The following is a 23,917-nucleotide window of genomic DNA, read 5'->3' as shown; positions in this document are numbered from 1 at the left end:
CACCACAATAAGACATACGCACTTTTACAGTGCAGTGCCGCCCATCATTAATTCGATATTGCTATGATTCATTGAGTTTAATTGAATTAACAGTGCGCCGCCACCCGCCGTCGAGCGGGCGTAATTGCAATGGGCGCCCCACACTGATTATTAGAGACAACTGGCGCCGCTCCAAATCGCACTAACCGATTACGTCCATTATGTTTAGCCAAATATAACGCCTCGTCAGCATATTGAATTAACTGCTGAGTTGATTCGGCTTCATCATTCGGGAAAACGGATAAACCAATACTTACTGTTACATGCAAAACATGTTGTCCAGTATTAACACGCAATTCGGCAACTGCACAGCGCAATCGCTCACCTAAAGCACGACACGCTTCTTCGGGCGCACTGGGTAAAATCAATAAAAACTCTTCACCGCCATAACGAACTAATATGTCACCGGTACGAATATTACCGCGTATTGTTTCTGCAACCCGCGCTAATACCCGGTCACCTGCCAAATGACCATGCGTATCATTGACCGTTTTGAAATGATCTAAATCCAATACCATGATGCCTAATGGTGTATCCAATCGCATGGTGCGCTGGAATTCTTCATTCAAACGGGTTAAACCAAACCGGCGATTATACGCACCAGTTAACGCATCAATTGCAGCTAAGGTTTGTAAATGCTCATGCGCTAAAGCATTATTTAATGCCAGTGAAAAACTCTGCTGAAAAATGTGCATCATGCGGCGTGCATGAAAGGTAAATTCCTGAGTTTTAGCAATTAAAAACAATCCCAATGACGTATGCTCAACTGTTAATGGCAACAAACACACTTCACGCGGACGGGCATGTGCCATTACGGCATCAATCATAATGTCGACTGGCAATATGACACTGACCAACGAATTAGCTGTTAAACACCGCCGCACCGGTTCACTCGTAATCAATTGATCGGTTTGAGTTAAACCCTGCTGTGCAATGACAACTAATTCTCCCATGCGTTCAATTAGCACCGCCCCGGCATTTGCATCAGTATATGATAAGATGCGCTCCAAAGCGTGATTAGCCAATTGATTAAGTTCTAATTGACGTGACAGGCTATGAGCAAAATCAGCACTCGCTGCTTCGACTTCGTGTGATAATAATAGTGCATCAACTAAATCATTAAACGCGCTAATACTTTCACCAATTTCATCCCTTGAATCTACTGGAATTTGACACACGGTTGAGGTGCAATTTTCCCAATCATCATGGTAGGTTGCGTTACGCACTGCCGCTTCAACTTTGCGCGTGTGTTCTGATAATCGCTGCAATCGGGGGCGCACCACCCAACGTGCTAATAGATAATTAGCTGTACCAACAAATAAACCGGCACTGATGGATGCTGCAAAAAATTGGGTTGATAATACGTCATTGCTATTCAACCCTAAAATCAGAATAAAAAATGGGAATATAATACCCATTAATAACCCAAAACCAATCATCCAGATTGCTAGGTCTATAAACAAAGTTGTGGTCAAACGTGGTAGTCTCATCGTTGTATTCTCCAATCATCCTTTGGTGTGAAACTGGTTTTTATCATTTTAATGTTGAAACAAACTTCATCGTCATTGCGCGTTAAGTACGCACCAATTAATTATAAGAAAGGGTTGTTCACTGTCACGAGCGTAGAGTTGTTAAGTGCTGATTAACCCGGCTGAAGATTTAACACCTCCTATCAATTGATCAGGCGTGAAGCGGCGATTTTTAGGCTCACCGCATTCAAAAAGTTATTCGTTTTTAATTAAATAATTCGTCACTCCCGATTTATTGTATAACAATTACTGCCGTGACAAAAAAATCAATTGATTATCACGCAATACTTGTAAACTAAACACCGTGTCACTATGCAGTATCACTTGCTGCAACGCTTTTAAGCTATTAATTGTTTGGCGATTGATTTTTAATATCAAATCATCAGGACGTAATCCCGAATGCCACGCTGGGCTATCAATTCGCACGGGGCCGACGCTGACTACGCGGGTGTGTCCGTGTAAAGATTGCCGAATGACTTCACCTAATAATGCGCCTTCAAAAGTGCTTGCAATGCGTTCACCGACAATGAAATCGCGGTAGGGATCAATTAATGTCGCCTGCACACGCTGGGTGCGTTGATTACGAATGAATTCGAGTTGAAAGCTGCTGCCAGCGCGCAATAAACCCAGCCGATTGCGTAAGTCCGCGGCGCTGGTAATTGCTGTGTCATTTATACGAATAATGACATCGCCTAATTGCAATCCGGCTATTTTGGCCGCTGAATCAGGCGCAATGCTGGAAACTAATGCGCCGTGTTGAATATCCAGCGATAAGGCTTGAATAATTTCGTGGTTAATATCTTGTACGCTAATACCAAAGTGTCCGCGCCGCACGTCGCCATGCGCGAGGAGTTGATTAGCAATAGTCATCACCATATTGGTTGGAATGGCAAAACCAATACCGACATTTCCGCCGCCGGGTGCTAAAATGGCGGTATTAATACCAACCAATTCGCCGCGTAGGTTAACTAATGGCCCCCCCGAATTACCAGGGTTAATTGATGCGTCAGTTTGAATAAAGTTTTCATAGCCTTCAATACCTAAACCGGTGCGGCCGAGGGCGCTGATAATACCCGAAGTGACGGTTTGTGCTAATCCGAATGGGCTGCCAATGGCGACGACAAAATCACCAACTTCCAGCCGATCAGAATTAGCAAGTGGAACAGCAGTGAGGTTGTTTTCACCAATAGTTAATACGGCAATATCAGTTTCAGGATCGGCGCCGGTCAATTGTGCGGTGAACGTTCTGCCGTCATGCAACGTAATAAGAATCTTATCAGCATGGCGAACGACATGTTGATTGGTTAATACCACGCCGCGTTTGGCATCAATAATGACACCAGAGCCGAGACTTTGTGCTTGCGGTTCACGCGGTTGCTGTTCAGGAATAGAAAAAAAGCGGCGAAAAAATGGATCGCTTAATAATGGATGTTCCGTCGTGGCAATAGTGGTCATGGTGGCAATATTGACCACTGCGGGCATAATGCGTTTTAGCATTGGTGCTAAACTGGGCAGGGTTTCGCCATTGACTTGCGTCGGAAGTGAAACGGCGTGAATAACATTTGACCAACTGAGTGCAATAAAAATACTGCCTTGAAGTAGCAAGGTGAATAATCGCATGATAAGATACCCTAATGAATAAAGGGAAGGGATGAAAAGCACGTCACTGATTTGAACAGTGCGTTTTTACTTGATTGGTAATTATACAGCATGGCTGTTTTAGCCCGGATTATGCCAGGTTCGCATTATTCCACCAGGGATGGCCAGCGGTCACGAAACTATTCCATGCCGGATCGAATTGATGTGCTAATAGATCGCGGGTGGTGTGCAGACGCCAGCCTAATAACGCGCCGGCGTAAATGATGATTGATTGATCGCTGCAATTGGCTAATAGCGTATCGAGAAGGTGGCGAGTAACGCTCACATCGTTAATAATGCCGAGAATGTCTTGCAGAGCTTTGAGGTGCAAAATGAATTCATCTAATCCGATGAACAATGAGCGAAATGATTCGGTAGCATAGCGGAGTTTTTTGCATTCAATGCGTAATTGGTGTAATGCGGTTGCATCATCGCGGGCGATTTGACTGCCGCTGTATAATACGCGCCGCTGTTGTTTGTCTAAACGATTGCGGGCGTAATGAAGAATAGAAATACTGAGGCGCTGGCGGTGTTTTTCATTTAACGATTGCTGTTCCCAAGCGCGTTGTTGCAGCCAAGCGGGAAATTGTGCGCAAAACGTGCGATAGTGACCACTGGACAGCAGCGGTTCAACCTGTTCGGCATAGGTACGATCACGATGTTTTTTAGCGAGCTGGCGCAATTCTTCGCCGCCGGGCAACGGAAGTGTTTTATCAACAGCAGTTAAACTTTCTTCAATAAACACGTCTAAATCCCGCGCCGGACCGAGTGTATTAGCAATCATGCGTAGATTATCGCCCCAAGGCCGAGATTCAGTACGCGGAATGGCATTGCAAAATAAGGTTAAAATAGAGCGCATTCGGCGCACTGCTACTCGTGCTTGATGCACGCCTTCAATATCGCCATTGCGGTGTGCATCTTTAGCAGCAGTTAATAACGCGGTAAAATCGTGTTGTAATAAGTGTGCAAATGCATCGCTGACGGATTGGTCGGCAGTTAAATGAAGAAGGACTTTTGTTTTGGTTGCCATCTGAAGTTACACGCTCTGGTCGTTTTGTTGGAAAGTGTTTGATTATCATACAGGTTTGGCGCAGTATTTTGGTTACGATTAGATGTTAATCATTTAAGCAATGAATTTGTGAATGGCTGCCATAGCATTATTATACTACTACTTGTGTGAGCAGTTTGGTATGTTTGTATTTAAGTGGTTAATAAACTACTCAATCAATGTTAGCAATTCAATAAGCAGCCGCTAATGACCCTTAACCCTCCGTCGGTTGAGTTAAATCGAATAGCGCCCCATCCTTTAAATAAATGGTATTAACGCACTGAGGCAATGATGATAGAATTAAAAGGTAGTAAAACAGAAGCCTGTTTGCGCACCGCGTTTGCACATGAATCGCAAGCCAATCGGCGCTATTTATATTTTGCCCAAAAAGCTGATATTGAAGGCTACAATGATGTCGCTGCTTTATTCCGTTCTACTGCCGAGGGTGAAACCGGTCATGCACACGGTCATTTAGAGTATTTAGAAGCCGTGGGTGATCCAGCTACTGGTTTACCCATTGGTCCGACGGCAGATAATCTTAAAACGGCCATTGTCGGAGAACAATACGAACATGCGCAAATGTATCCAGATATGGCAAAAATAGCGCGGGCGGAAGGCTTTGATGATATTGCCGATTGGTTTGAGACCTTAGCAAAAGCCGAGCATTCACATGCCCGACGTTTTCAAAAAGCCCTCGATCATCTTGAAGCGTTAAGCAATTAAGTACAATTGTTCAATACGGCATGGTGTCGTAATTATTTAATAAAAATACCGCGTCACGCTGGCATGGTTGAAGCTATGGGCAAGTTAATTGTTGTGTTGATTATTCTAATCAGTTTTCTAATCGTCTGGCCACGATTACGGCGATTATCATCGGCATCACTCGCAACGCAGATTGGCCTGTGGTTATTTTGGGGGCTGGTGATCGTATTAGCCATCGCAACCATCACCGGTCATCTCAGTCCATTATTAGCATTACTTGCGGCGGCTGTGCCAATTGCCTTGCGTTTATTAGTAAGATTGACGCAGTTATTACCAACGCTCTGGCCAATCATTCGATCCTTTAAACGCCAACCGCCATCTGCCACTGCGCCTAAACCTAGAACGCGACAGTCCCCGCCGCCTAAAAAACCACCACCGCCGCGCAGCAGCAGCGGTCAATTATCGCTGGCAGAAGCACACGCTATTCTTGGTGTACCACCGGGCGCTTCGACTGCCGACATTCGCGCCGCGCACCGCCGTTTAATGTCACAATTGCACCCTGATCGCGGCGGATCAACCTATCTAGCCGCCAAAATCAACGCCGCCAAAGCACGGTTATTACAGGGTTAAATGCGACAAATAACGCATATACATTGGCAAATAACCCCTGTCACTTTGCTCGGCTATGGCATTAAGCCTTAAACTGCTCACTTGCTTATTACCATCCATCTTCATGACAAATTAATTATGATTCGTTTTCCGGCTGAATGGGAACCCCAACACACACTTTTAATCACCTGGCCGCACGCCGCAACCGATTGGGCTGATCAAATTGTCGAAGTCACCGCCCTATACGTTGCTTTAACGGCGGCGGTCAGTCGTTATCAATCGGTGTTAATTGTCTGCCGCGATGATAATCACCGCCGCGCTATTGCCCACCGTTTAATAGATCATCAATTAGGTCAGGCGCCCATTCAACTCGCCCGCGCACCCTATAATGATACCTGGATTCGTGATTACGGCCCCTTAACCGTCCTCACGACCGATGGACGAGTGGAATTGCGCGATTTTCGTTTCAATGGCTGGGGTGGCAAATTCGCCGCCACACTTGATGACCGCTTAACCAATCGCCTGTATCAACACGGCGTATTCGGCGGCGGTGCATTAGAAACCAGCCAACTCATTCTCGAAGGCGGCGCAATTGACACCGACGGACAGGGCAGCGTCTTATTAGTTCGGCGCACCATTATTGACCCAGCGCGCAATCTCAATTGGTCACAAACCGATATTGAAACCGAATTAACTCGCACCCTCGGCGTCACCCGTTTTCATTGGCTCGAACATGGTTGGTTGAGTGGCGATGATACCGACGGTCATATTGACACCCTGGCGCGTTTCACTGATTCATCCACCATTTGTCATGCGTGGAGCGACACGCCCGGTGACGCAGATGCCGCAACTTTACAGCAAATGACCGCAGAATTGGCGACGTTACGGCAAGCGAATGGCGCACCCTATCGGTTAATTCCCCTGCCGCAACCGGCGCCCATTATGACTAAAGATGGACGACGCCTGCCGGCCACCTATGTTAATTTCATTATTTTGAATGGCGCCGTCATTGTGCCAATCTATAATGATCCAGCGGATGAAATTGCCTGCGAACGATTAAGATCAGCTTTTCCCGGGCGAATGATTCAACCGTTAAATGCGCGGGCGTTAATTAGACAAGGCGGCAGTTTGCATTGTATCAGTATGCACACCCCAGCAGCCTTGCCCGTGCGCGCTATTGATCTTGCCGCCGCCGTTTGTTAAACCGTGTGCCGTCATTTCAATTCGCTTTGTATTATCACTGATGCGCCAATCCAGCCGCATCTCCATGCACGATTTATCGTGTTATTTCACTCTTCACTCGCGCCCCAACAATAATTAACCATGACGCAGCCTGTTATTTCTATTGTGATCGTGAATTATAACGGTCGCCACCATCTCGAACGCTGTTTACCCACGCTGCTCATTACCGAGGGGCCGAGCTATGAAATCATCATAGTGGATAACGCCTCACAGGATGATAGTTGCCAATGGTTGGCACAGCAGTATCCACAGGTGCGGGTATTATCATTAACCAATAATCTTGGTTTTGGTCAAGCCAATTGGCGCGGCGTTGAACACGCGCAAGCGCCGTACATTGCCTTTTTGAATAATGACACCGAAGTCACGCCCGACTGGTTAATTCCACTGGTCGCGCTATTGGAACAACACCCGCATATTCAAGCCGTCTGTTCACAATTGGTGTTAATGAAGAATCCAACCATCATTAACGCATTAGGCGGTGGCATGGCGCGCTTAGGTCACAGCTATGACCGCTTATTCGGTTTTTCCCGCGATCATCCCGCTGTACACGCCCTCATCTCGCGCAGTTCATTCCCAACGCTATTCCCAACTGCCGCCGCCATGTTAATGCGCAAAGCCGATTTTATTACGCTGGGCGGCTTTGATCCAACCTTTTTTATGTATCATGAAGACGTGGATTTGGGCTGGCGTATTTGGTTAAATGGCGGTGAAGTTCATTGCTGCCCACAATCAGTTATTTATCATTACTTTGGCGGCACCACTGCCGTCGCGCAGCCGAGCGAATTCCGCGATCTAATGGGAATGCGGCACAACATTCGCACGCTATTAAAATGTTATCAACCGCGCCGCCTTGCCCATGCCATGTTCGATCAGATGCGCGTGTGGTTACAAAATCAAGCCTACCGCGATATGCTATTGATTTTAGGCTGGAATTTACTGCACCTACCCAGCACCTTGCGCGAACGCTGGGCGATCCAACGCCAGCGCACTCGTCACGACCGCGAATTATTTGAACGCGGCTTGATTTTAGTTGCGCCGCATCCGCCCTGGGGGCCGACAATTCCCGAACCCGCCACGCCGCCTGACTGGGCAACACTATTACAATCACCGGTGCTGCGGTTGGCAGACGACACCGCCACCACGCGACTGGGCGCTGGTTGGTATCCCCCTGAATGGTCAGACAATTTTCCCGCGCCGCCGCCCAATCCCGTGCGCTGCCGCTGGACGAACGGCTTGGCGCGCTGCACCCTGATCTTGCCGCCGCAAGCGCAGGGGCAATTGGTGTTGCGGCTGCGCACCCCGGGAATTGATGCGCCGTACACCGTTCCCTGGTTGGAATTAACTTGCAATAAAAACAGCGAATATTCACAACAGCAACGCTGGGAATTTGCGCCGCATTCTCATTGGATTCAATTAACAGTTCCCGTGACCGCCGCCGCTGATGGTTTATTACAATTAACCTTGCGTTCATCAACTTGGGCGCCGGAACGTGCATTGCCTAATCACGAAGCGCGTCTCATGGGCTGTGGTGTTTATGATATTCGTTTTGAACAGCAGACACCTGCGTTCATTCAAGATTCATTCGCGCCTAATCAATTATCGGTGATTATTCCAACCTACAATCGCTGCGATGTTTTATTACGCACCTTGCGCGCCTTGCAAGCGCAAACCGTGAGTGGATTCGAAGTCATCATTATTGACGATGGCTCAACTGATGACACGGCAGCGGCACTAGAACAATGGCAACAAGCACATGATTCATTACCATTTTCATTCAAATTAATTCGCCAAACTAATACCAAACAGGGCGTAGCGCGCAATCGGGGTTTGCGTGAAGCACAGGGTGAATTCGTTTTATTTTTAGGCGACGATATTATTCCCGATCCCGAGTTCATTGCCGCGCATTTAGCCGCGCATCAAACCTATAATACGTCAAGCGATGTTGCCATCATTGGATTAACCGCGTGGGATGAAAGTACCGTTCAGGTCACGCCATTTTTAGATTTTATTAACTACGAAGGGCCGCAATTTGGTTATCGGCAATTAACCCCGGGCGCCGAAGCACCCTTCACTTGTTTTTATACATCGAACATTTCATTACGCCGCGCCGTATTAGGTGATGCACCTTTTGATGTACGCTTTAATGTGTATGGTTGGGAAGATTGCGAATTAGGTTTGCGTTTATGTCGGCAGGGCTTGCGCATTATTTATCACCCCGCAGCGCGAGCGGTGCATAGCCATGACATGACATTAGCCAGTTTTTTACGCCGTCAAACCCAAGTGGGTGAAGCATTACAAACCTTTGTGCAATTACAACCTGACATTCTTTCATTATCGGCAATGGGTGATATTCGCTGGCAAGTGCGCGCCGGCCGCTATGGTTGGCTATTGCAACTCATTAGCCCGTTATTAAGCAAATTAGATCGTATCGCCAAGCGCCCCTGGTCGTCGCGTATTTACCTGTTATTATTAGGTATTGCGTTTGGACGCGGCGTACGGCGCGGGCGGCGATTATGACAAGCCATTAACTAAATGGATGCTAACCGGTATGTTTGCAGCATTTTTATATCCCTTTGTTGTCCGCAATCGCTGCGCACCATATTTATGGGTGGCATATAAATTAATCACCGATTTAACGCCCGATCAGGTCTGTTTTATTGCCTGCCCGGCCTATCAAGTTAATCCAAGTGATTACGCGGCCGCTGGACGGTTTGAATGCCACGCACCACGCAATGATGAACTGGGATTTATTGTGCCGACCGCTGAACAAGTGGCCAGTTATGCTTGGTTTTCATTACCAGAAACGATTTATCAGCGTCTGAAAATACAGTTGCGTTCAGACAGTTTAATTTGGCTACATCTCATTCAACACGAGGACACCGAATTCACCGCCGCGCTAATTGCGCAATTGGAAATCATTCAAGCACAACGCGAATTAAAGGCGATCATTACCTGGTGCAATTGCGCCTCGTTAACTGCCGCCGCCGCCGCCGTTCATTTACCACTTATTCACTGTGAACTCGGCCCATTGCGCGATCCCTGGTATCAACCGCTGGGCTATTTTGATTTTAACGGCGTCAACGGTCATACTGAAGCGGCAGCGCGTTATCAACGGTTTTTATTAGCTGCCGAGCGGCCGTCACCATTGACGCGCACACAATTACTTGCATTATTGCGCGGGCCGGCCTATAACGATCAAGTGAGTGACGCAGGTGCGTGGGCAATGGGGGTGGCGTTGCAGGTGGAAGATGATTCTAATTTATTAGCGTATCATCGTGGATTGACGCCGGCATTGGTATTAGAATATGTGAACGAATTCATTCCAGCGGCTGACTTGTTAATTCGCTCCCACCCGGCAGGTTATTTCGGCGCACCACGGCGTGGGACAATTGATGATTCGCCAACATCAATGGCATTTGTGCGCCGTTGTCAGGCACTGGTGACGCTCAATTCCAGCGTGGCTGTGGAGGCGTTATTAGCTGGCATTCCGACCGCCATTTTAGGTGAAGCGCCCGCTGTTATTGCCGCTTGTGATCGCTTGCCGGCAATGCAGGATGCGAATACCACCGCCCTGGATTTTTTATTGCTGGGCTATTGTGTTCCCTATCGCCAATTATTCACAATTGACTACTTGTGCTGGCGATTGACCAATCCAAGTGAAGTGGATATTCGAGCGCACCATTTGCAAATTTTGCAACAAATGACCGATGATTTAATCTAAACTGTTACGACTGGTATATCGCCCCATCATCACGCAATTCGCCACTGATCGGGCAGAGTCGTTTATACTACAGTCACTAAAACTGAATGTACCGCCCCGCTGCGATTAACAACCTTTAATGCCAAATAACGCGAAACAAGCTATGAATCCAAGCGCAATTCATATTCTCGTAGTTGATGACGAGCCAGATATTCGAGCAACCGTGCAGGAAATTCTCGAAGATGAAAATTATTTCGTGGTGACAGCGGAGAATGGTGAAACGGCACGTCATGCGTTACGCGACCGCCGCCCCGATTTAATTCTGCTTGATATTTGGATGCCTGATCTTGACGGCATCAGTTTATTAAAAGAATGGTCAGAAGATCAGGATGGATTGCCCTGCCCGGTCATTATGATGTCGGGGCATGGCACAGTGGAAACGGCGGTCGAAGCCACGCGCTTGGGTGCCTATGATTTTCTTGAAAAACCGCTGTCAATGGCTAAACTATTATTAACCGTTGAACGGGCATTAGAAGCCGACCGTTTAGTTAAAGAAAACGTTGGATTGCGGCGGCGCACTCCATTAGTCCACGAACCCGTCGGGCGTTCGGCCGTCATTGCGCGATTGCGTGAACAAGTGAAGCGCATTGCATTACATGACACCTGGGTTTTAATTACGGGTGAAGCCGGCAGCGGCCGTGAAACCTTCGCTCGTTTTTTACACGCCCAAAGCCCGCGCCGTGATCGCCCCTTTGTTGATTTAGGCGGCGCTATTATTGCGCGGGGGAATGCAGCGCGGGAATTATTCGGCAGTGAAGAAGACGCGCATATTCATTATGGCAGTTTAGAACTTGCCGCCGGCGGCACTTTATTATTAGATGAAGTCGCTGATATGGATATGGAAGCACAGACGCAGTTATTAGCCGCATTAGATACGGGTTCGTTTCTGCGCGTGGGTGGTAAAGACCCGGTGCCAATTGATGTGCGTATTGTTGCTGCGACGCAGCGGGATTTAAAAGAAGAGGTGCGGTTGGGGCGGTTTCGTGAAGATTTATTTTACCATTTGAATGTTGTGCCATTGCACATTCCACCCTTGCGGGAACACACCGAAGATGTGCCGGATTTATTAAATTATTATGTGGATTATTTCGCCGCGCATGAAAAATTAGCGTATCGGCGCTTTAGTGTTGGCGCGCAGAATTATTTGCGTAATTATGCGTGGCCGGGCAATATTCGGGAATTAAAAAATCTGGTGCAACGGATTTTAATTCTCGGGGCGGGTGATGAAATTTCACAAAATGAAGTGGAAAGTACATTAGGCACTATTTCACCGCTGCCGACGCTGTCATTAGAGGGATTGGTGTCATTCGATCAGCCGCTGCGCCAAGCACGCGAATTGTTTGAAAAGGCGTATTTGGATTACCAATTAGAAAAGCACAATGGCAATGTGAGCAAAATGGCGAAAGAGGCCGGCATGGAACGGACGCATCTATATCGCAAACTGCGCTCGCTGGGGATTGAAATTAAAGAACGGCGCTAGGCATTAATATTGCGTTTTTAATTCTGCGTTAAATCGTCGGGGTTGTATGGTGACGCCAATTAAGGGTGCGACAATTATTGTTGTATGCCGCTAGATAAACAACGTTAGAATGCCGGTATAACCATATAGGCGATCTTGAAAAATTTCGCCATTGGCATAAAAACCAACTAATGGGAATTCGCCCAATTCTTCACTAATATGGCGAATCTCCCCAGCGTCATCACCAAACAAACTAGCACCGCGCCCGAGACAAGAAATATAAACCCCGCCGCGTGGTGGGCCATCTAAACGGCCTTTTAAATGGTGCAACATGCGGATTAAATCATCACGCGCACTGGTTGTATCACGGCGGCAAAAGCGAATGTCTTGTCCTTTTTCAACTAACTCCCCAATGGCGAGCAGTTGATTGGTTAAATCTAAGCCAATTAAATTACGCACTAAATAATCGCCCGTGTCAGACCCCATGACGGGCAAGCCAACAAAAATGGTGCCCGCCACCCGTTCTAAATCGTTGGCTAATTCACTGCCAATGTCTTCTTTAAAAACTTCTAATGCTGGGCGACCATCTAATTGAATTAACACGTTGCGTTGCGCATCAGTGATATGACGCACGGGGCCAATTGGGGAACAGCCTTGTGTTAATCCAGTGCGAATACCAACTGCTTCGGTAAATAATACACCGGTTAAACCGCCACTCACTGCCGATTCGCTAATGACACAAGCGCACCCCGGCGCGGCGTCACTGCTGGCTAATCCACCAACTAAAAACCCGGTGGCGGTGCGCGCTGCTAATTGTTTAATTAACTCTTCAATGGTTGGATTACTGGGATCACCATGCACTAACCCCATATAAGGGAGTGCATTGCCAAGCCATTGTTGTTGTTCGGCATCGTAGGGTTTTAATGTATTAATGATATTAGAAAAAACGCGAAACGAATTTGCGGGTAAATCGGCAATCATCATAGCGGCGGCGGGGCGTTCATAATACTCAACACCCGTTGCGCAGACGCCACTACTCACTGCACCAACCCAATGTTCAACGCCAGTAACGGTGCGACATTGATCCAGAATATCTTCTAATTGCGCCCCGAGTGGCTCGGTGACGTATAAAAATCCCAAATTACCCGTTGCAGTTTTTAATTCGGATAGTACGCGATCAATGACCTGCCGTTCGTCGTCGGCACACGCATGAGCATAATAAAAAGCATTCGACTGCATTGGATCCTCGGAGGCGTTATGCAAATAAAATTGACGGTATTAATTGATTTTAACCGATGGGTTACTATTCAATTATCTCACCCAGTATTAAATGATGCTGATCCACACTGGGCAATGATCTGAGGGGCGTGGTAATGATCGGGTGATGGTGTCAATCCCAACGGCGTTTAATCTGTCGCGTACGCGGGCGGTGACTAATATTAAATCAACTCGCAGGCCACGGCGGGGGGTGCGTTCAAAACCACGCGACCGATAATCAAACCAGGTAAATTCATTAGTGATGTCGGGATTAAAAACACGCCAACTATCATACAATCCCCACGCGAGTAATGCGCGTAACCACGCACGTTCTTCGGGCAAAAAACCGCATTTACCTGATTGTATCCAACGCCGCGCATTATCAGCGCCAATACCGACATCCTTATCTTCAGGTGCGACGTTCATATCGCCCATGACAATTAACGCATCATTGGGAGTGTGGTGCGTATCAAGGTAGGTGATTAAATCAGCATAAAACTGCTGTTTATTAATAAACTTGGTGGGATGTTGACGCGATTCACCCTGAGGGAAATAGCCATTAATGATGTGTAATGGAGTGCCATCATCTAATAAAAAACGGCCAATAATTAAACGCCGCTGGGCATCAAGTGAATCAGTGGGGAGACCTTTTTGAATGGACAGTGGAGCGGTTTTGCTTAATAGTGCGACGCCATAATGCGCTTTTTGACCGTATGGGTGGGCAAGGTAGCCGAATGATGTGATGGCAGCAGTGGGAAAGGATTCATCGGCAACCTTTGATTCCTGTAATCCAATGATGTCGGGTTGTAAATATTCACACAGTGCTTGCAATTGATGTAAGCGCGCCCGCAGTCCATTGATATTAAATGAAACAAGGGTCAACATGGTGATAGTGGTTGTGCATCTTCTGAACGGCTGCCGGTGGAATGACGGAGGGCATCAATTAATAGTTCCCGATTACGATAACGGATGTCATCACCGCGCACAATATAAATCACCTGTTCGGCAATATTTGCACCATGATTGCCAATACGTTCTAATCCAAAACTAATACTAATCAATTCGGCAAATTGCGCGGGGGTTAATCCCGTGTCGGGTGCTAATAATTGCGTCCGCAGTGTGGCAGTCAATTGGTATAACTGGGTTTCACTTTCAAATATCGTCACAGCGCGATCAATATCAGCAGCAGCAGTGGCATCTAATGAACGCTCTAACATGCAGCAGGCGATGCTGTCTAATTGACGCAAACTGTCGAGAATTGGGGGCGCAATTGGTAAGCCACCTGCATCTAATAACCGAATGACCGCACGAGCAATGCGTTCAGCTTTATCACCACCGCGTTCTAATTCATTTACAATTTTAGACAGTGCTAAAACCAGTCGCAGGTCAATTGCGGTGGGTTGCCGCCGTGCAATAAGACTAAAGATTTCTTCATCAGCTTCGATATTTAAATCATCAATGCGGGGTTCGCGCTCCAAGACGGTGCGGGCGGTATTAACGTTGCCGTTTAATAGCGCACTGACTGCGGTTTGCGTTTGATCAATAACGCGCTCGCCCATATCTAATACCAACCCGCGTAATTTGGTTAATTCACGGTCGTAGGCACTCACAATATGATGTCTCAAGTTCAACCCCATTTCTCACTCCGCTGGTATTCACTGTCACACACCGCCCGTTGTTTTTAATACGGCTGTTCATCAAATTGGGAATGACGTGACATTTTTTTATTGACAAGCAACGATAGTTTCACCGTATAACACCGACGCTTGCTTAACCGTGTTCATTAAAACAATAATTGAATGGCGCCCCGTACTGGTCACTTAAGTTAGCGTATTCACAATACGATGCTCGCCGTTATGGTGAAAGATAGCATATTTACGCGGCAATCAACATGGAGGTTTCATGCCGCAACCATCACAGCGGTGCGATGCTTGGCAAAATTGCCATCTTGTTGACAAATGAATTGATCGGCGCAGCATCGCCCTTCAGGGCAGAATACGAATGGGTGTTCCATCGGGTACTAAACGCCAGATTTGTTCCATCGCTTCATTGCTCACGGCAATACACCCATCCGTCCAGTCTAGCGCATCATATTCTTTCATTAAGCCAGCGGTTTTTGCACTCGACGGGCGGCCATGAATCATAATCATCCCACCTGGATCAATGCCAATTGCTTGTGCAAATGTACGGTCATGCACATTGGGATAGGAAATATGAATGGATTTATAATAACGACTGCGAGCGTTGCGCCAATCGAGAATATAATCGCCTTCCGGGGTGCGCTTGTCACCTTCTTGCATTTTATGCCCTTTAGGCACATGACCAAGATTGATACGATATTCACGCACCAACTGATTACCCTTGTATAACGACAAATTGCGCGCCGCCTTGCGCACCACCACTTGACTGACCCGTGATGTGGATACCACCGACTGCGGTTTAGTGGTGGAACACCCAGTCATGGTTGGCGTCAGCAGCGGCATCATTCCGATAACCAACACCGCCAGCCGCCGTTGGGTAGCGGACACGCACAGATTAGTTTTTAAATCAAAAACTTGCATGATGAACCTCACAACGATTGACAACAACACGCGCTATCTTACTGCATTACTGGTGTATTTCCAATCGTATCTACTCACGCGGTGCTGCTGCTGGCACTGGATCGTCCACTGCAACCCATTGATTGTCAATTGCTCACTCACCCATAGGATACTTTAACGGATGCTCATTTATCCTGATCTTGACCCCGTCGCACTCGCGTTCGGCCCCGTACAAATTCACTGGTACGGACTCATGTATCTCATTGGATTTACCCTCGCCTGGCAACTGGGACGCTACCGAGCGCGGCGACCGTACAGCGGCTGGACGGCGGAAATGGTGGACGATGTCATTTTCTACGGCATCGTCGGCACACTAATCGGCGGTCGGCTCGGTTATATGCTGTTTTACGGCTTCGAGCAATTAGTCGCTAACCCGTTGAGTTTAATCCACATTTGGCAAGGCGGCATGTCATTTCACGGCGGACTTATCGGCGTTTTAATTGCCTTAATGCTCTATGCTCGGCGCGTTAGCATGGGATTTTTTCAAGTGACCGACTTTATTGCGCCATTAGTCCCCGTTGGTTTATTCACCGGCCGCATTGGCAATTTTATTAACGGTGAATTATGGGGACACGCCACCAACCTCCCCTGGGGAATGCAATTATCCTGCGGTCAATTCCCCGAATACTGCGGCAACGTTTCTCTCACCAGCGAATGGAGTTTACCATTACATCCATCGCAATTATATCAAGCCACACTAGAAGGTATCCTATTATTCATTCTATTGTGGTGGTTTTCACAGCGCCCCCGCCCTAGAATGGCAATCTCCGGTTTATTTTTATTATTCTACGGCATCTTTCGCTTTATGGTCGAATTCGTGCGAATGCCCGACGCGCACATCGGCTATTTAGCATTTAATTGGCTCACGATGGGGCAGTTATTAACTGTTCCAATGTTAGTTGCGGGCGCAGTTTTATTAAAAATAGCCTATTCCCGTTCAGCTTTAAAATAGCTTAAAAGTGACGCAGTTGGGCTATAAGTGGTTAATTGATCGTTCCCACACACCAGCGTGGGAACGCACTAATCATTATTACTAACTAATCAGAATCAGACAACCACGCCGCCGTGTATTCCGTTAATAAACCCAATTGCACAGTGCGCGTCACCGCATTAAACCCAGCCGTTTCTAATGCTGTCATCACCACTGCCGGCGCCACACATTGATCAATAGTATCCCAATAATACTGCATTAACCGCCGCGCATCTCGCCGCCGTGTCATTAACCAAGCCAGCGTTGGCACCAAATGTTTCAAATAAAATTGGCTCATTATTCGGCCAAAGCGCGTCGGGGGCGGCACCATTTCCAGAATTAATAAACGACCGCCGGGGCGTAATACCCGCGCAAATTCTTGAAAGGTCACACTTAAATCAGCCACATGCCGCAGTGCATAGCCCATTGTGATTAAATCAACGCTCTTATCTGGTAATGGTAAATACTCCGCAATGCCAATGACAGTGCAATGAACACCGCGCTGTTGGGCAATCGCTAACATCGCCGGGCTGGGATCAAGCGCAATGACTTGCCCAGTATTCCCAACTAATGATTGCGCATGAGCGGCAATGACACCAGTGCCGGCCGCGCAATCCAACACCGTGTCACCGTCTTTAATACCAGCGCGAATTAATGCCTCTTTACGATACTGTTCACCGTGACCAAAACTCATCCAGGTGTTAATATGATCGTAATCTACGGCTGTTTGATTGAATAATTGGCGAATATAATGAACCCGCTCGGCCGCGCTCGAATAATGGCGAGTTAACACCGGATGCGGCGCGAGTGGAATTTGAGTAGCATTTGAATTAGTTGAGTTGATTTGAGAATGCTCAGTATTCATTGTCGTGCCTGACAGTTGGTGAATATATCTGCGGTAAAAGTGGTCAAAATTATAATCCCAATTCCACCCATCGCGCTTGAATACGTTTAGCTGAAATCGGATATGCTGTGCCTAATTGTTGGGCAAATAATGAGACGCGCAATTCTTCGAGCATCCAGCGAATTTCAATTAACCGTTCATCGTCCCGCCCGGCCGCCTGTGCTGTTTGCATTCGTTCCTGCCATTGAGTTATTAACGGTGTTAATTCGGCTAATAATTGCTGATCACGCCCAGCCGCGTGGCGCAGTTTATCAATCCGCTGCATAAGCGCATTCAAATAACGCGGGTAATGTTTGAATTGTGGGTATGGCACCTGGTATAAACACCCGCGAAACACTAACCCGTCCAATTGCTGCTGCATATCACGCACAGCGCTTAACCAATTGATTTGAGTAATATCGGCTAATTGTTGGCGCACCTGTTGATACCGACTGAGAATATCAGTGACCAATGCCCAGACCTCGCGGGTGACAGTCATTAAACGCGGTTGATTGGTTTGCAATCGCTGTTCAAAGGTCGCTCGATCGCGTACCGGCGGCAAGTTATCAACAAAAGTTAATTCGATACTCCGCGCCAGTAATTCATCTAGCAAATCAAATTCTGACGCCGTGTTATTTATTAATTGCGGCGCCTTGGCATATTGCAACCGCAATTGATTCACTGCCGGTAATTCACGCCGCAATTGCCGTATCTCATTCGCCAATCCTAATAAAAATAATCGCCGCAATCCCGCTCGCATTGCCCGCTGTGCATTCGCCTCTGAATCTAATACGCGCACTGCCACGCGGTCGCCCTGATCCACCAATGCCGGGTAGCCGCGCAGGCGGATGGCGCCCTGTTGCAATTCAACACTTGTCGGTAATGCGCCACACTCCCAGCGCCGCATCCCGTCATGCGCTAACTTTGTTTGCCGCGTATCAGTCACAGTCACGACCTGCGCACCGGCGGTGGCGTATTGCCGTTTTAATGCCGTCAAATCCTCACCCGTCGCTAACGGCTGCCCTGCTGCGTCAAGTAATTGAATTTTAATGCGTAAATGCGGCGGCAGCACGGAAAAATCCCACGCATCTTCGGGAATGTGCAGATCAAACAACGCTCTAATCACCTCGCCGAGCGCCTGCACCAGCGGCCGCTCGCTCGGTTTTAACCGCTGTATAATTTTAGAGACACTGTCTGGAATTGGCACCAATTCTCGCCGTAACTGCTTCGGCAACCCGCGCAATAACAGCATGATGCGCTCTGCCAACAACCCCGGCACCAGCCACTCCAGCCGCTCGGCGCTCACCTGATTAATCAGCGCCAATGGCACGGTCAGCGTCACGCCATCGTGCGCTTCACCCGGGTTAAAGTGGTAATTTAACGGCAGTTGCGTTGCGCCAACAGTCAAATGATCGGGAAATTCTGCGGCGGTAATTGTCGCTGCATCGTGGCGCATCACGTCCTGTAACGTCAGATGCAGCAACTTGGGTTGACGGCGCACTGCGGCGCGTAACCACTGTTCAAACAATGGTTTAGAGTAAATCCCCAGCGGAACGCGAGCGTTGTAAAAGGCATAAATCGCCTCGTCATCCACCAAAATATTGCGCCGCCGTGACTTGGCCTCCAGATCGTGAACGTGCGCAATCAACTCGGCATTGTGTCGCCAAAATGCAGCGCGTGTATCAAAATCGCCCTCAGTCAAGGCGCAGCGCAGGAAAATCTCGCGGGACTCGGCCGGATTGATCGGCCCGTAATTCACCCGCCGCTTGGCAACCAGCGTCACACCGTACAACATGACTTTTTCAAACGCCGCCACCTGCCCAGTCGCCGCCTGCCAGTGCGGTTCAAAGTAAGTGCGCTGCAACAGATGTTGCGCTGTCGCTTCAATCCAACTGGGTTGCACTCGCGCAACAGTGCGCCCGTAGTGACGGCTGGTTTCCACCCGTTCTGCCACCACAACCCACTTAGGTGCTTGATTAAACAGCACTGAACTTGGATGGACATAAAAGCGACTGTTGCGCGCACCCACATATTGATGCTGCTCATCCAACGTGCCGATGTGACTGAGTAATCCCGTCAGCAAGGCGCGGTGAATTTCTTCATAACTGCCGTCGGCTTGATTTTCCTTGATACCCATGCTCGTGACCTGCTCGTGCAGTTGCGTGTGAATGTCGCGCCATTCCTGCACCCGCGTCCACGAGAGAAAATGTTGGCGGCACAGCGTCTGAAACTTGCGCCGGGACAAGGACTTATATTCACGATCTAAAAATCGCCACAGGTTGAGCAGCGTTAAAAAATCCGAATCTTCGTGCTGAAAAGTGGCATGGATTTCGTCGGCGGCTTGGCGCTGATCGAACGGGCGTTCACGCGGGTCTTGTACGCTCAACGCGGCGGCGATAATCAGCACCTCGCGGACGCAGTGATAATCAACTGCCGCGAGTAGCATTCGCCCCAAGCGCGGGTCGAGTGGTAAGCGCGCCAATTGTTGCCCAAGTGTCGTTAATTTGCCACGAGTATCGAGCGCGGCCAGTTCCTCCAGCGTGCGGTAGCCGTCCGCAATCAGTCGGGCGTCGGGCGGCTCTACAAATGGGAAAAATTCCACCGCGCCAAAGCCCAGCCAGCGCATTTGCAAAATCACGGCGGCGAGGTTAGCGCGTTGAATTTCTGGTTCGGTGAACGCGGCACGAGCAGAAAAATTTTCTTCAGAATACAAGCGGATACAGATACCCGGTGCAATCCGTCCGCACCGACCGAGGCGTTGATTGGCGGCCGCTTGCGAGATGCGCTCGACCGGCAGGCGCTGAACTTTGGTGCGATGACTGTAGCGACTGATGCGCGCAAAGCCCGGATCAATGACGTAGTGAATGCCCGGGACGGTGAGTGACGTTTCTGCCACATTCGTCGCCAATACCACACGGCGGCTGCCGTGCGGCTGAAAAATGCGCGCCTGCTCGGCGGGACCTTGGCGGGCATACAACGGCAAAATCTCCGTTGCCGGCGGGTGGTGTTTGCGCAACGTCTCCGCTGTTTCGCGGATTTCGCGCTCGCCCGATAAAAAAATTAGGACATCGCCGCGACCCTCGCGGGCTAATTCGGCCACCGCATCCGAAATCGCCAATTGCATCGCGTCATCTAATTCACCGGCGTATTCTTCTTCATTCGGCGGACAATAGCGCGTAATGACTGGATAGGTGCGCCCGGCCACTTCAATGATTGGCGCATCATTAAAATGATGAGAGAAGCGCTGTGGATCAATCGTGGCAGAAGTGACAATGAGTTTTAATTCGGGGCGCTTGGGTAATAATTGTTTTAAATAACCGAGTAAAAAGTCAATGTTTAAGCTGCGCTCGTGCGCTTCATCAATAATTAAGGTGTCATATTCAGTTAACCAGCGGTCATGTTGGATTTCGGCTAATAACATGCCGTCGGTCATTAATTTAATTGCCGTTTCGGGACGAACGCGGTCATGAAAGCGCACCTTGTAGCCAACTAATTGCCCTAATTCGCTGTGTAATTCGTGGGCAATGCGATGTGCTAAGGTGCGAGCGGCAATACGGCGTGGTTGGGTGTGACCAATACGCCCGAATAAACCGCGGCCGAGGTCTAAACAGATTTTGGGTAATTGTGTTGATTTACCTGACCCGGTCGCGCCGCATAAAATAATGACCTGATGTTGAATAATTAACTCGGCAATTTTGGCGCGTTGTTCACTAATAGGTAATTCGGGTGGGTAATCAATTCGCACCGGTTTAATTCGCTGGCGGTGCGCGACCTCCTGTTGCGATTTAGCAATGGCGCGGTGCAAATCAATTAACGCCGTTGGCAATGAATGCGTGGCAAATGTGTGATCGGTCGCAGCCCGCTGCCGCAATTGTTTAAGGCGGTGGCGTAATGAATGGCGGTCGCGTAATAAACAGTTGGCGAATTCGGCCGCGCTGGGAAATGCAATTGTATTCATGGACTCATTCAATCGTGGGCAATCAGTTGACACCAATCATTTGGCTGCTATGATTAGCTTTGCAAATAGCAACACAATGCAATGCGTGAGTCAATAGTGCGCAATGATAGCACTGACACTTTGATGATAATCGCCTGATGGCGGGAGCAAATAAAAGATGACTACAAAATTAATCGCAGTTTATACCACTGTTGCCACGCGGGCTGATGCGCAAGTGTTGGCAAAAGCAATTATTGAACAGCGTCTTGCCGCCTGTGCGCAATTGATGGAAATTGAGAGTATTTATGCGTGGCAGGGTGAAGTCAATCAGGAAGCGGAATGGCGGATTATTTTCAAAACAACCAGTGAGCGTTATCCAGATTTATTAAAAACATTACAGCAATTACATCCCTATCAATTGCCGCAAATCTGCGGAACTGATTTACCAACTGTAAGTGTGGAGTATTCCAAATGGATTAGGGATAATATCCTACCAAAGTGAAAGCGTTGGTGCCTATTGCAATGCGTATTGCGTGGATATTATCATCACCACTGATTGATGAATAGAAAAAATTGCGCTGTTACGACTCTAACCGTGCCAGATTTAATTGCAATAACTGCTGCAAAATCGCCGCTTCATTCAATTCAGTTGACCAACCATACGCCGCCGCTACCGCCTGATCTAATTGCCAATGCGCATTCACTAACCACGCTGGTTGTTTATTATACAAGTTGGTCAGGGTGCGCTGTTTTAATTGCGTGGCGTAGTCGGGTTTGGCAATGATTCGATCAGGATAACCGGCGACAATTTCCGGGACTTTTTCAATCCACTCGGGCGGATTTAACCAATGGTCGCGCAGTTGATTTAATTGGTGCGCCGCTTCGGCAATGGCAATTGTATGAGCGCGGTATTCAATGGCGACGTTGGGAATGATGGCGCCGCTTTCTAATATTTCAATTGCGTGGCTGGCGGTGTCGGCGGGGGTTAATCCAATTGGAAAGGGGAAAGTTTCAAAGGTCGTAGTCGGTGTATAGCGCGGTGTGGCACCCAAGCTGGTGCCCATTTTTAATGACCACAATTGATGAAACCGCGAATGCAAAATACCGAAAGTGGTGTCGTCGGCGCGGGCGATAGCGACTGTTGCACTATCGGGTAAAATAATTTTATCTAACCAAATGAATAACCGATGTTTAGCAACTCGCGGGGTACAAATATAACGCGGTAATCCATCTAATGCGGCTCGCATATCAGGGCGCGCACACCATAATTGCCACCATGTTTGATATTGCCGACTTAAATGCTGTGTATTTTTATTTTGCGCTTGCCAATTAACTATTTTTTCTTCAATAACTTGTTTAACATTTTTAATCACATGCTGAAATGGAAACTCGTACAACGCCCCATTCGTTTCTGTCATACCAACTCCAAAGTCAATAACCCAAGTATCATTCGGTCGTCGGGTAATATCCGCACCATTTGCCCATGGCCGCACCACATCACTATTGGGTTTGCCGTGTGGATTGGATTTTATTAACCATTGCCGCGCCAATTCGCCCGCAATATCAAAATCACCGCTTTTTTGTGTACCAATAAACGCCACGCCCGCATTTTCATTTAATTGTTTCGCCGTTGTGACATCCATTTTTATTTCACTTGAACCCGCTGTTAAATCCGCATAAATCACCGCCACGCGCTCACCATTCAACACCGGCGGCGTTTTCGTTTCGCCAAAACCAATTAAACTCACCCGCACTGCCGCGCCGTCATTCACCCAGGGTTCATCTGACCAGGCATTAAAAATCCGCGTTGTTTGGCAAATCTGATCTAATACTTTGCGATTAGACCCGCCGCGAATTGAATTGGTTGACACCAGACCGGCCGCCCGCGCTTTGCCAGTTTCTATTTGCGCTCGCGCCTTTTCAAACCAATAACAGACCAAATCCGCCCCCGCCGGTACTCGCCCGTCATAAATGGTTTCTAATGCCGCAAAATAATCATCCCCTAATAACCCGCGCTTTTTACTGCCGCCTAAAAACGGCGGATTGCCAATAATGACATCGGCGGTTGGCCAGTCAGGTTCGCTGCCATCTGCATTCACCACCGCATCGCGCTGTTCAATACTGTTAATTGGTTTTAAAATCGGATTTTTTGATAATGAAAACCCGTGTTGCAACATCCACTGAATCTCACCAATCCACACCGTCACCCGCGCCAATTCCGCCGCGTAATGATTCTTTTCAATA

Annotated in this window: 18 protein-coding genes; 8 read left to right on the top strand and 10 right to left on the bottom strand. The window is 48.2% G+C overall.

Going from position 1 to position 23,917, the window contains the following annotated elements:
* Nucleotides 1-86 precede the first annotated feature (86 nt).
* The 3 genes from HUK38_RS10765 to HUK38_RS10755 form a co-directional block, all read right to left on the bottom strand.
* A complete protein-coding gene (locus tag HUK38_RS10765) occupies nt 87-1,529 on the bottom strand; it encodes a sensor domain-containing diguanylate cyclase (protein WP_182584337.1) in 1,443 nt (480 codons plus the stop codon).
* Between the two features lie 285 nt (nt 1,530-1,814).
* Nucleotides 1,815-3,191: a Do family serine endopeptidase gene (locus HUK38_RS10760; RefSeq protein WP_420825172.1), complete on the bottom strand. Its 1,377-nt coding sequence runs from the start codon at nt 3,189-3,191 to the stop codon at nt 1,815-1,817.
* Between the two features lie 106 nt (nt 3,192-3,297).
* Nucleotides 3,298-4,236, bottom strand: a complete 939-nt coding sequence (locus HUK38_RS10755) for a CHAD domain-containing protein (RefSeq protein WP_182584335.1) — start codon at nt 4,234-4,236, stop codon at nt 3,298-3,300.
* A gap of 312 nt (nt 4,237-4,548) precedes the next feature.
* Between HUK38_RS10755 and HUK38_RS10750 the strand changes: the two genes are divergently transcribed.
* From HUK38_RS10750 to HUK38_RS10725, 6 genes are all read left to right on the top strand, one after another.
* Entirely contained in the window at nt 4,549-4,977 is a 429-nt protein-coding gene (locus tag HUK38_RS10750) for a ferritin family protein (protein WP_182584365.1), read from the top strand.
* Nucleotides 4,978-5,040: 63 nt separating this feature from the next.
* Entirely contained in the window at nt 5,041-5,586 is a 546-nt protein-coding gene (locus HUK38_RS10745; RefSeq protein WP_182584334.1) for a DnaJ domain-containing protein, read from the top strand.
* A gap of 117 nt (nt 5,587-5,703) precedes the next feature.
* A complete protein-coding gene (locus tag HUK38_RS10740; protein WP_182584333.1) occupies nt 5,704-6,768 on the top strand; it encodes an agmatine deiminase family protein in 1,065 nt (354 codons plus the stop codon).
* A 120-nt stretch (nt 6,769-6,888) separates the two neighbouring features.
* Nucleotides 6,889-9,324 (top strand): glycosyltransferase, encoded by a 2,436-nt coding sequence (locus tag HUK38_RS10735; RefSeq protein WP_182584332.1) that lies wholly within the window; start codon nt 6,889-6,891, stop codon nt 9,322-9,324.
* Complete coding sequence (locus HUK38_RS10730; RefSeq protein WP_182584331.1) at nt 9,290-10,528, top strand: GT99 family glycosyltransferase N-terminal domain-containing protein; 1,239 nt, start codon at nt 9,290-9,292, stop codon at nt 10,526-10,528. Before HUK38_RS10735 ends, HUK38_RS10730 begins: the two co-directional genes overlap by 35 nt.
* Before the next feature lie 142 nt (nt 10,529-10,670).
* On the top strand, nt 10,671-12,047 hold the full coding sequence (locus HUK38_RS10725; protein ID WP_182584330.1) for a sigma-54-dependent transcriptional regulator: 1,377 nt from the start codon (nt 10,671-10,673) through the stop codon (nt 12,045-12,047).
* A gap of 90 nt (nt 12,048-12,137) precedes the next feature.
* On the opposite strand, the gene HUK38_RS10720 is transcribed toward HUK38_RS10725, so the two are convergent.
* From HUK38_RS10720 to HUK38_RS10705, 4 genes are all read right to left on the bottom strand, one after another.
* Complete coding sequence (locus HUK38_RS10720) at nt 12,138-13,265, bottom strand: FIST signal transduction protein (protein WP_182584329.1); 1,128 nt, start codon at nt 13,263-13,265, stop codon at nt 12,138-12,140.
* Nucleotides 13,266-13,352: 87 nt separating this feature from the next.
* Nucleotides 13,353-14,168, bottom strand: a complete 816-nt coding sequence (gene xthA / locus HUK38_RS10715; protein ID WP_182584328.1) for an exodeoxyribonuclease III — start codon at nt 14,166-14,168, stop codon at nt 13,353-13,355.
* Nucleotides 14,162-14,908, bottom strand: a complete 747-nt coding sequence (gene phoU / locus HUK38_RS10710; RefSeq protein WP_238787597.1) for a phosphate signaling complex protein PhoU — start codon at nt 14,906-14,908, stop codon at nt 14,162-14,164. The genes xthA and phoU overlap by 7 nt, the downstream gene beginning before the upstream one ends.
* A 360-nt stretch (nt 14,909-15,268) precedes the next feature.
* Complete coding sequence (locus tag HUK38_RS10705) at nt 15,269-15,844, bottom strand: L,D-transpeptidase family protein (protein WP_238787596.1); 576 nt, start codon at nt 15,842-15,844, stop codon at nt 15,269-15,271.
* A 160-nt stretch (nt 15,845-16,004) separates the two neighbouring features.
* Between HUK38_RS10705 and lgt the strand changes: the two genes are divergently transcribed.
* Nucleotides 16,005-16,835 (top strand): prolipoprotein diacylglyceryl transferase, encoded by an 831-nt coding sequence (gene lgt, locus HUK38_RS10700; RefSeq protein WP_182584326.1) that lies wholly within the window; start codon nt 16,005-16,007, stop codon nt 16,833-16,835.
* A gap of 85 nt (nt 16,836-16,920) precedes the next feature.
* Here the strand turns inward: lgt and HUK38_RS10695 are convergent, their stop codons facing one another.
* Together HUK38_RS10695 and hrpA are read right to left on the bottom strand one after the other, a co-directional pair.
* Nucleotides 16,921-17,718, bottom strand: a complete 798-nt coding sequence (locus HUK38_RS10695; RefSeq protein ID WP_182584325.1) for a class I SAM-dependent methyltransferase — start codon at nt 17,716-17,718, stop codon at nt 16,921-16,923.
* Nucleotides 17,719-17,767: 49 nt separating this feature from the next.
* Nucleotides 17,768-21,694: an ATP-dependent RNA helicase HrpA gene (gene hrpA, locus HUK38_RS10690; RefSeq protein ID WP_182584324.1), complete on the bottom strand. Its 3,927-nt coding sequence runs from the start codon at nt 21,692-21,694 to the stop codon at nt 17,768-17,770.
* 157 nt (nt 21,695-21,851) lie between these two features.
* Here hrpA and cutA point away from each other — a divergent pair, with 157 nt between their 5' ends.
* The gene (gene cutA, locus HUK38_RS10685; protein WP_182584323.1) at nt 21,852-22,175 is read left to right on the top strand and encodes a divalent-cation tolerance protein CutA; all 324 of its coding nucleotides are present in this window, start codon (nt 21,852-21,854) and stop codon (nt 22,173-22,175) included.
* Nucleotides 22,176-22,254: 79 nt separating this feature from the next.
* On the opposite strand, the gene HUK38_RS15185 is transcribed toward cutA, so the two are convergent.
* Nucleotides 22,255-23,917, bottom strand: a 1,663-nt coding sequence (locus HUK38_RS15185; RefSeq protein ID WP_182584322.1) for a class I SAM-dependent DNA methyltransferase, incomplete at its 5' end; no start/stop codon positions are given.

The sequence above is a fragment of the Thiospirillum jenense genome (assembly GCF_014145225.1).
Taxonomy (GTDB): domain Bacteria; phylum Pseudomonadota; class Gammaproteobacteria; order Chromatiales; family Chromatiaceae; genus Thiospirillum; species Thiospirillum jenense.
This window is presented reverse-complemented; position numbering and strand designations above follow the sequence as displayed.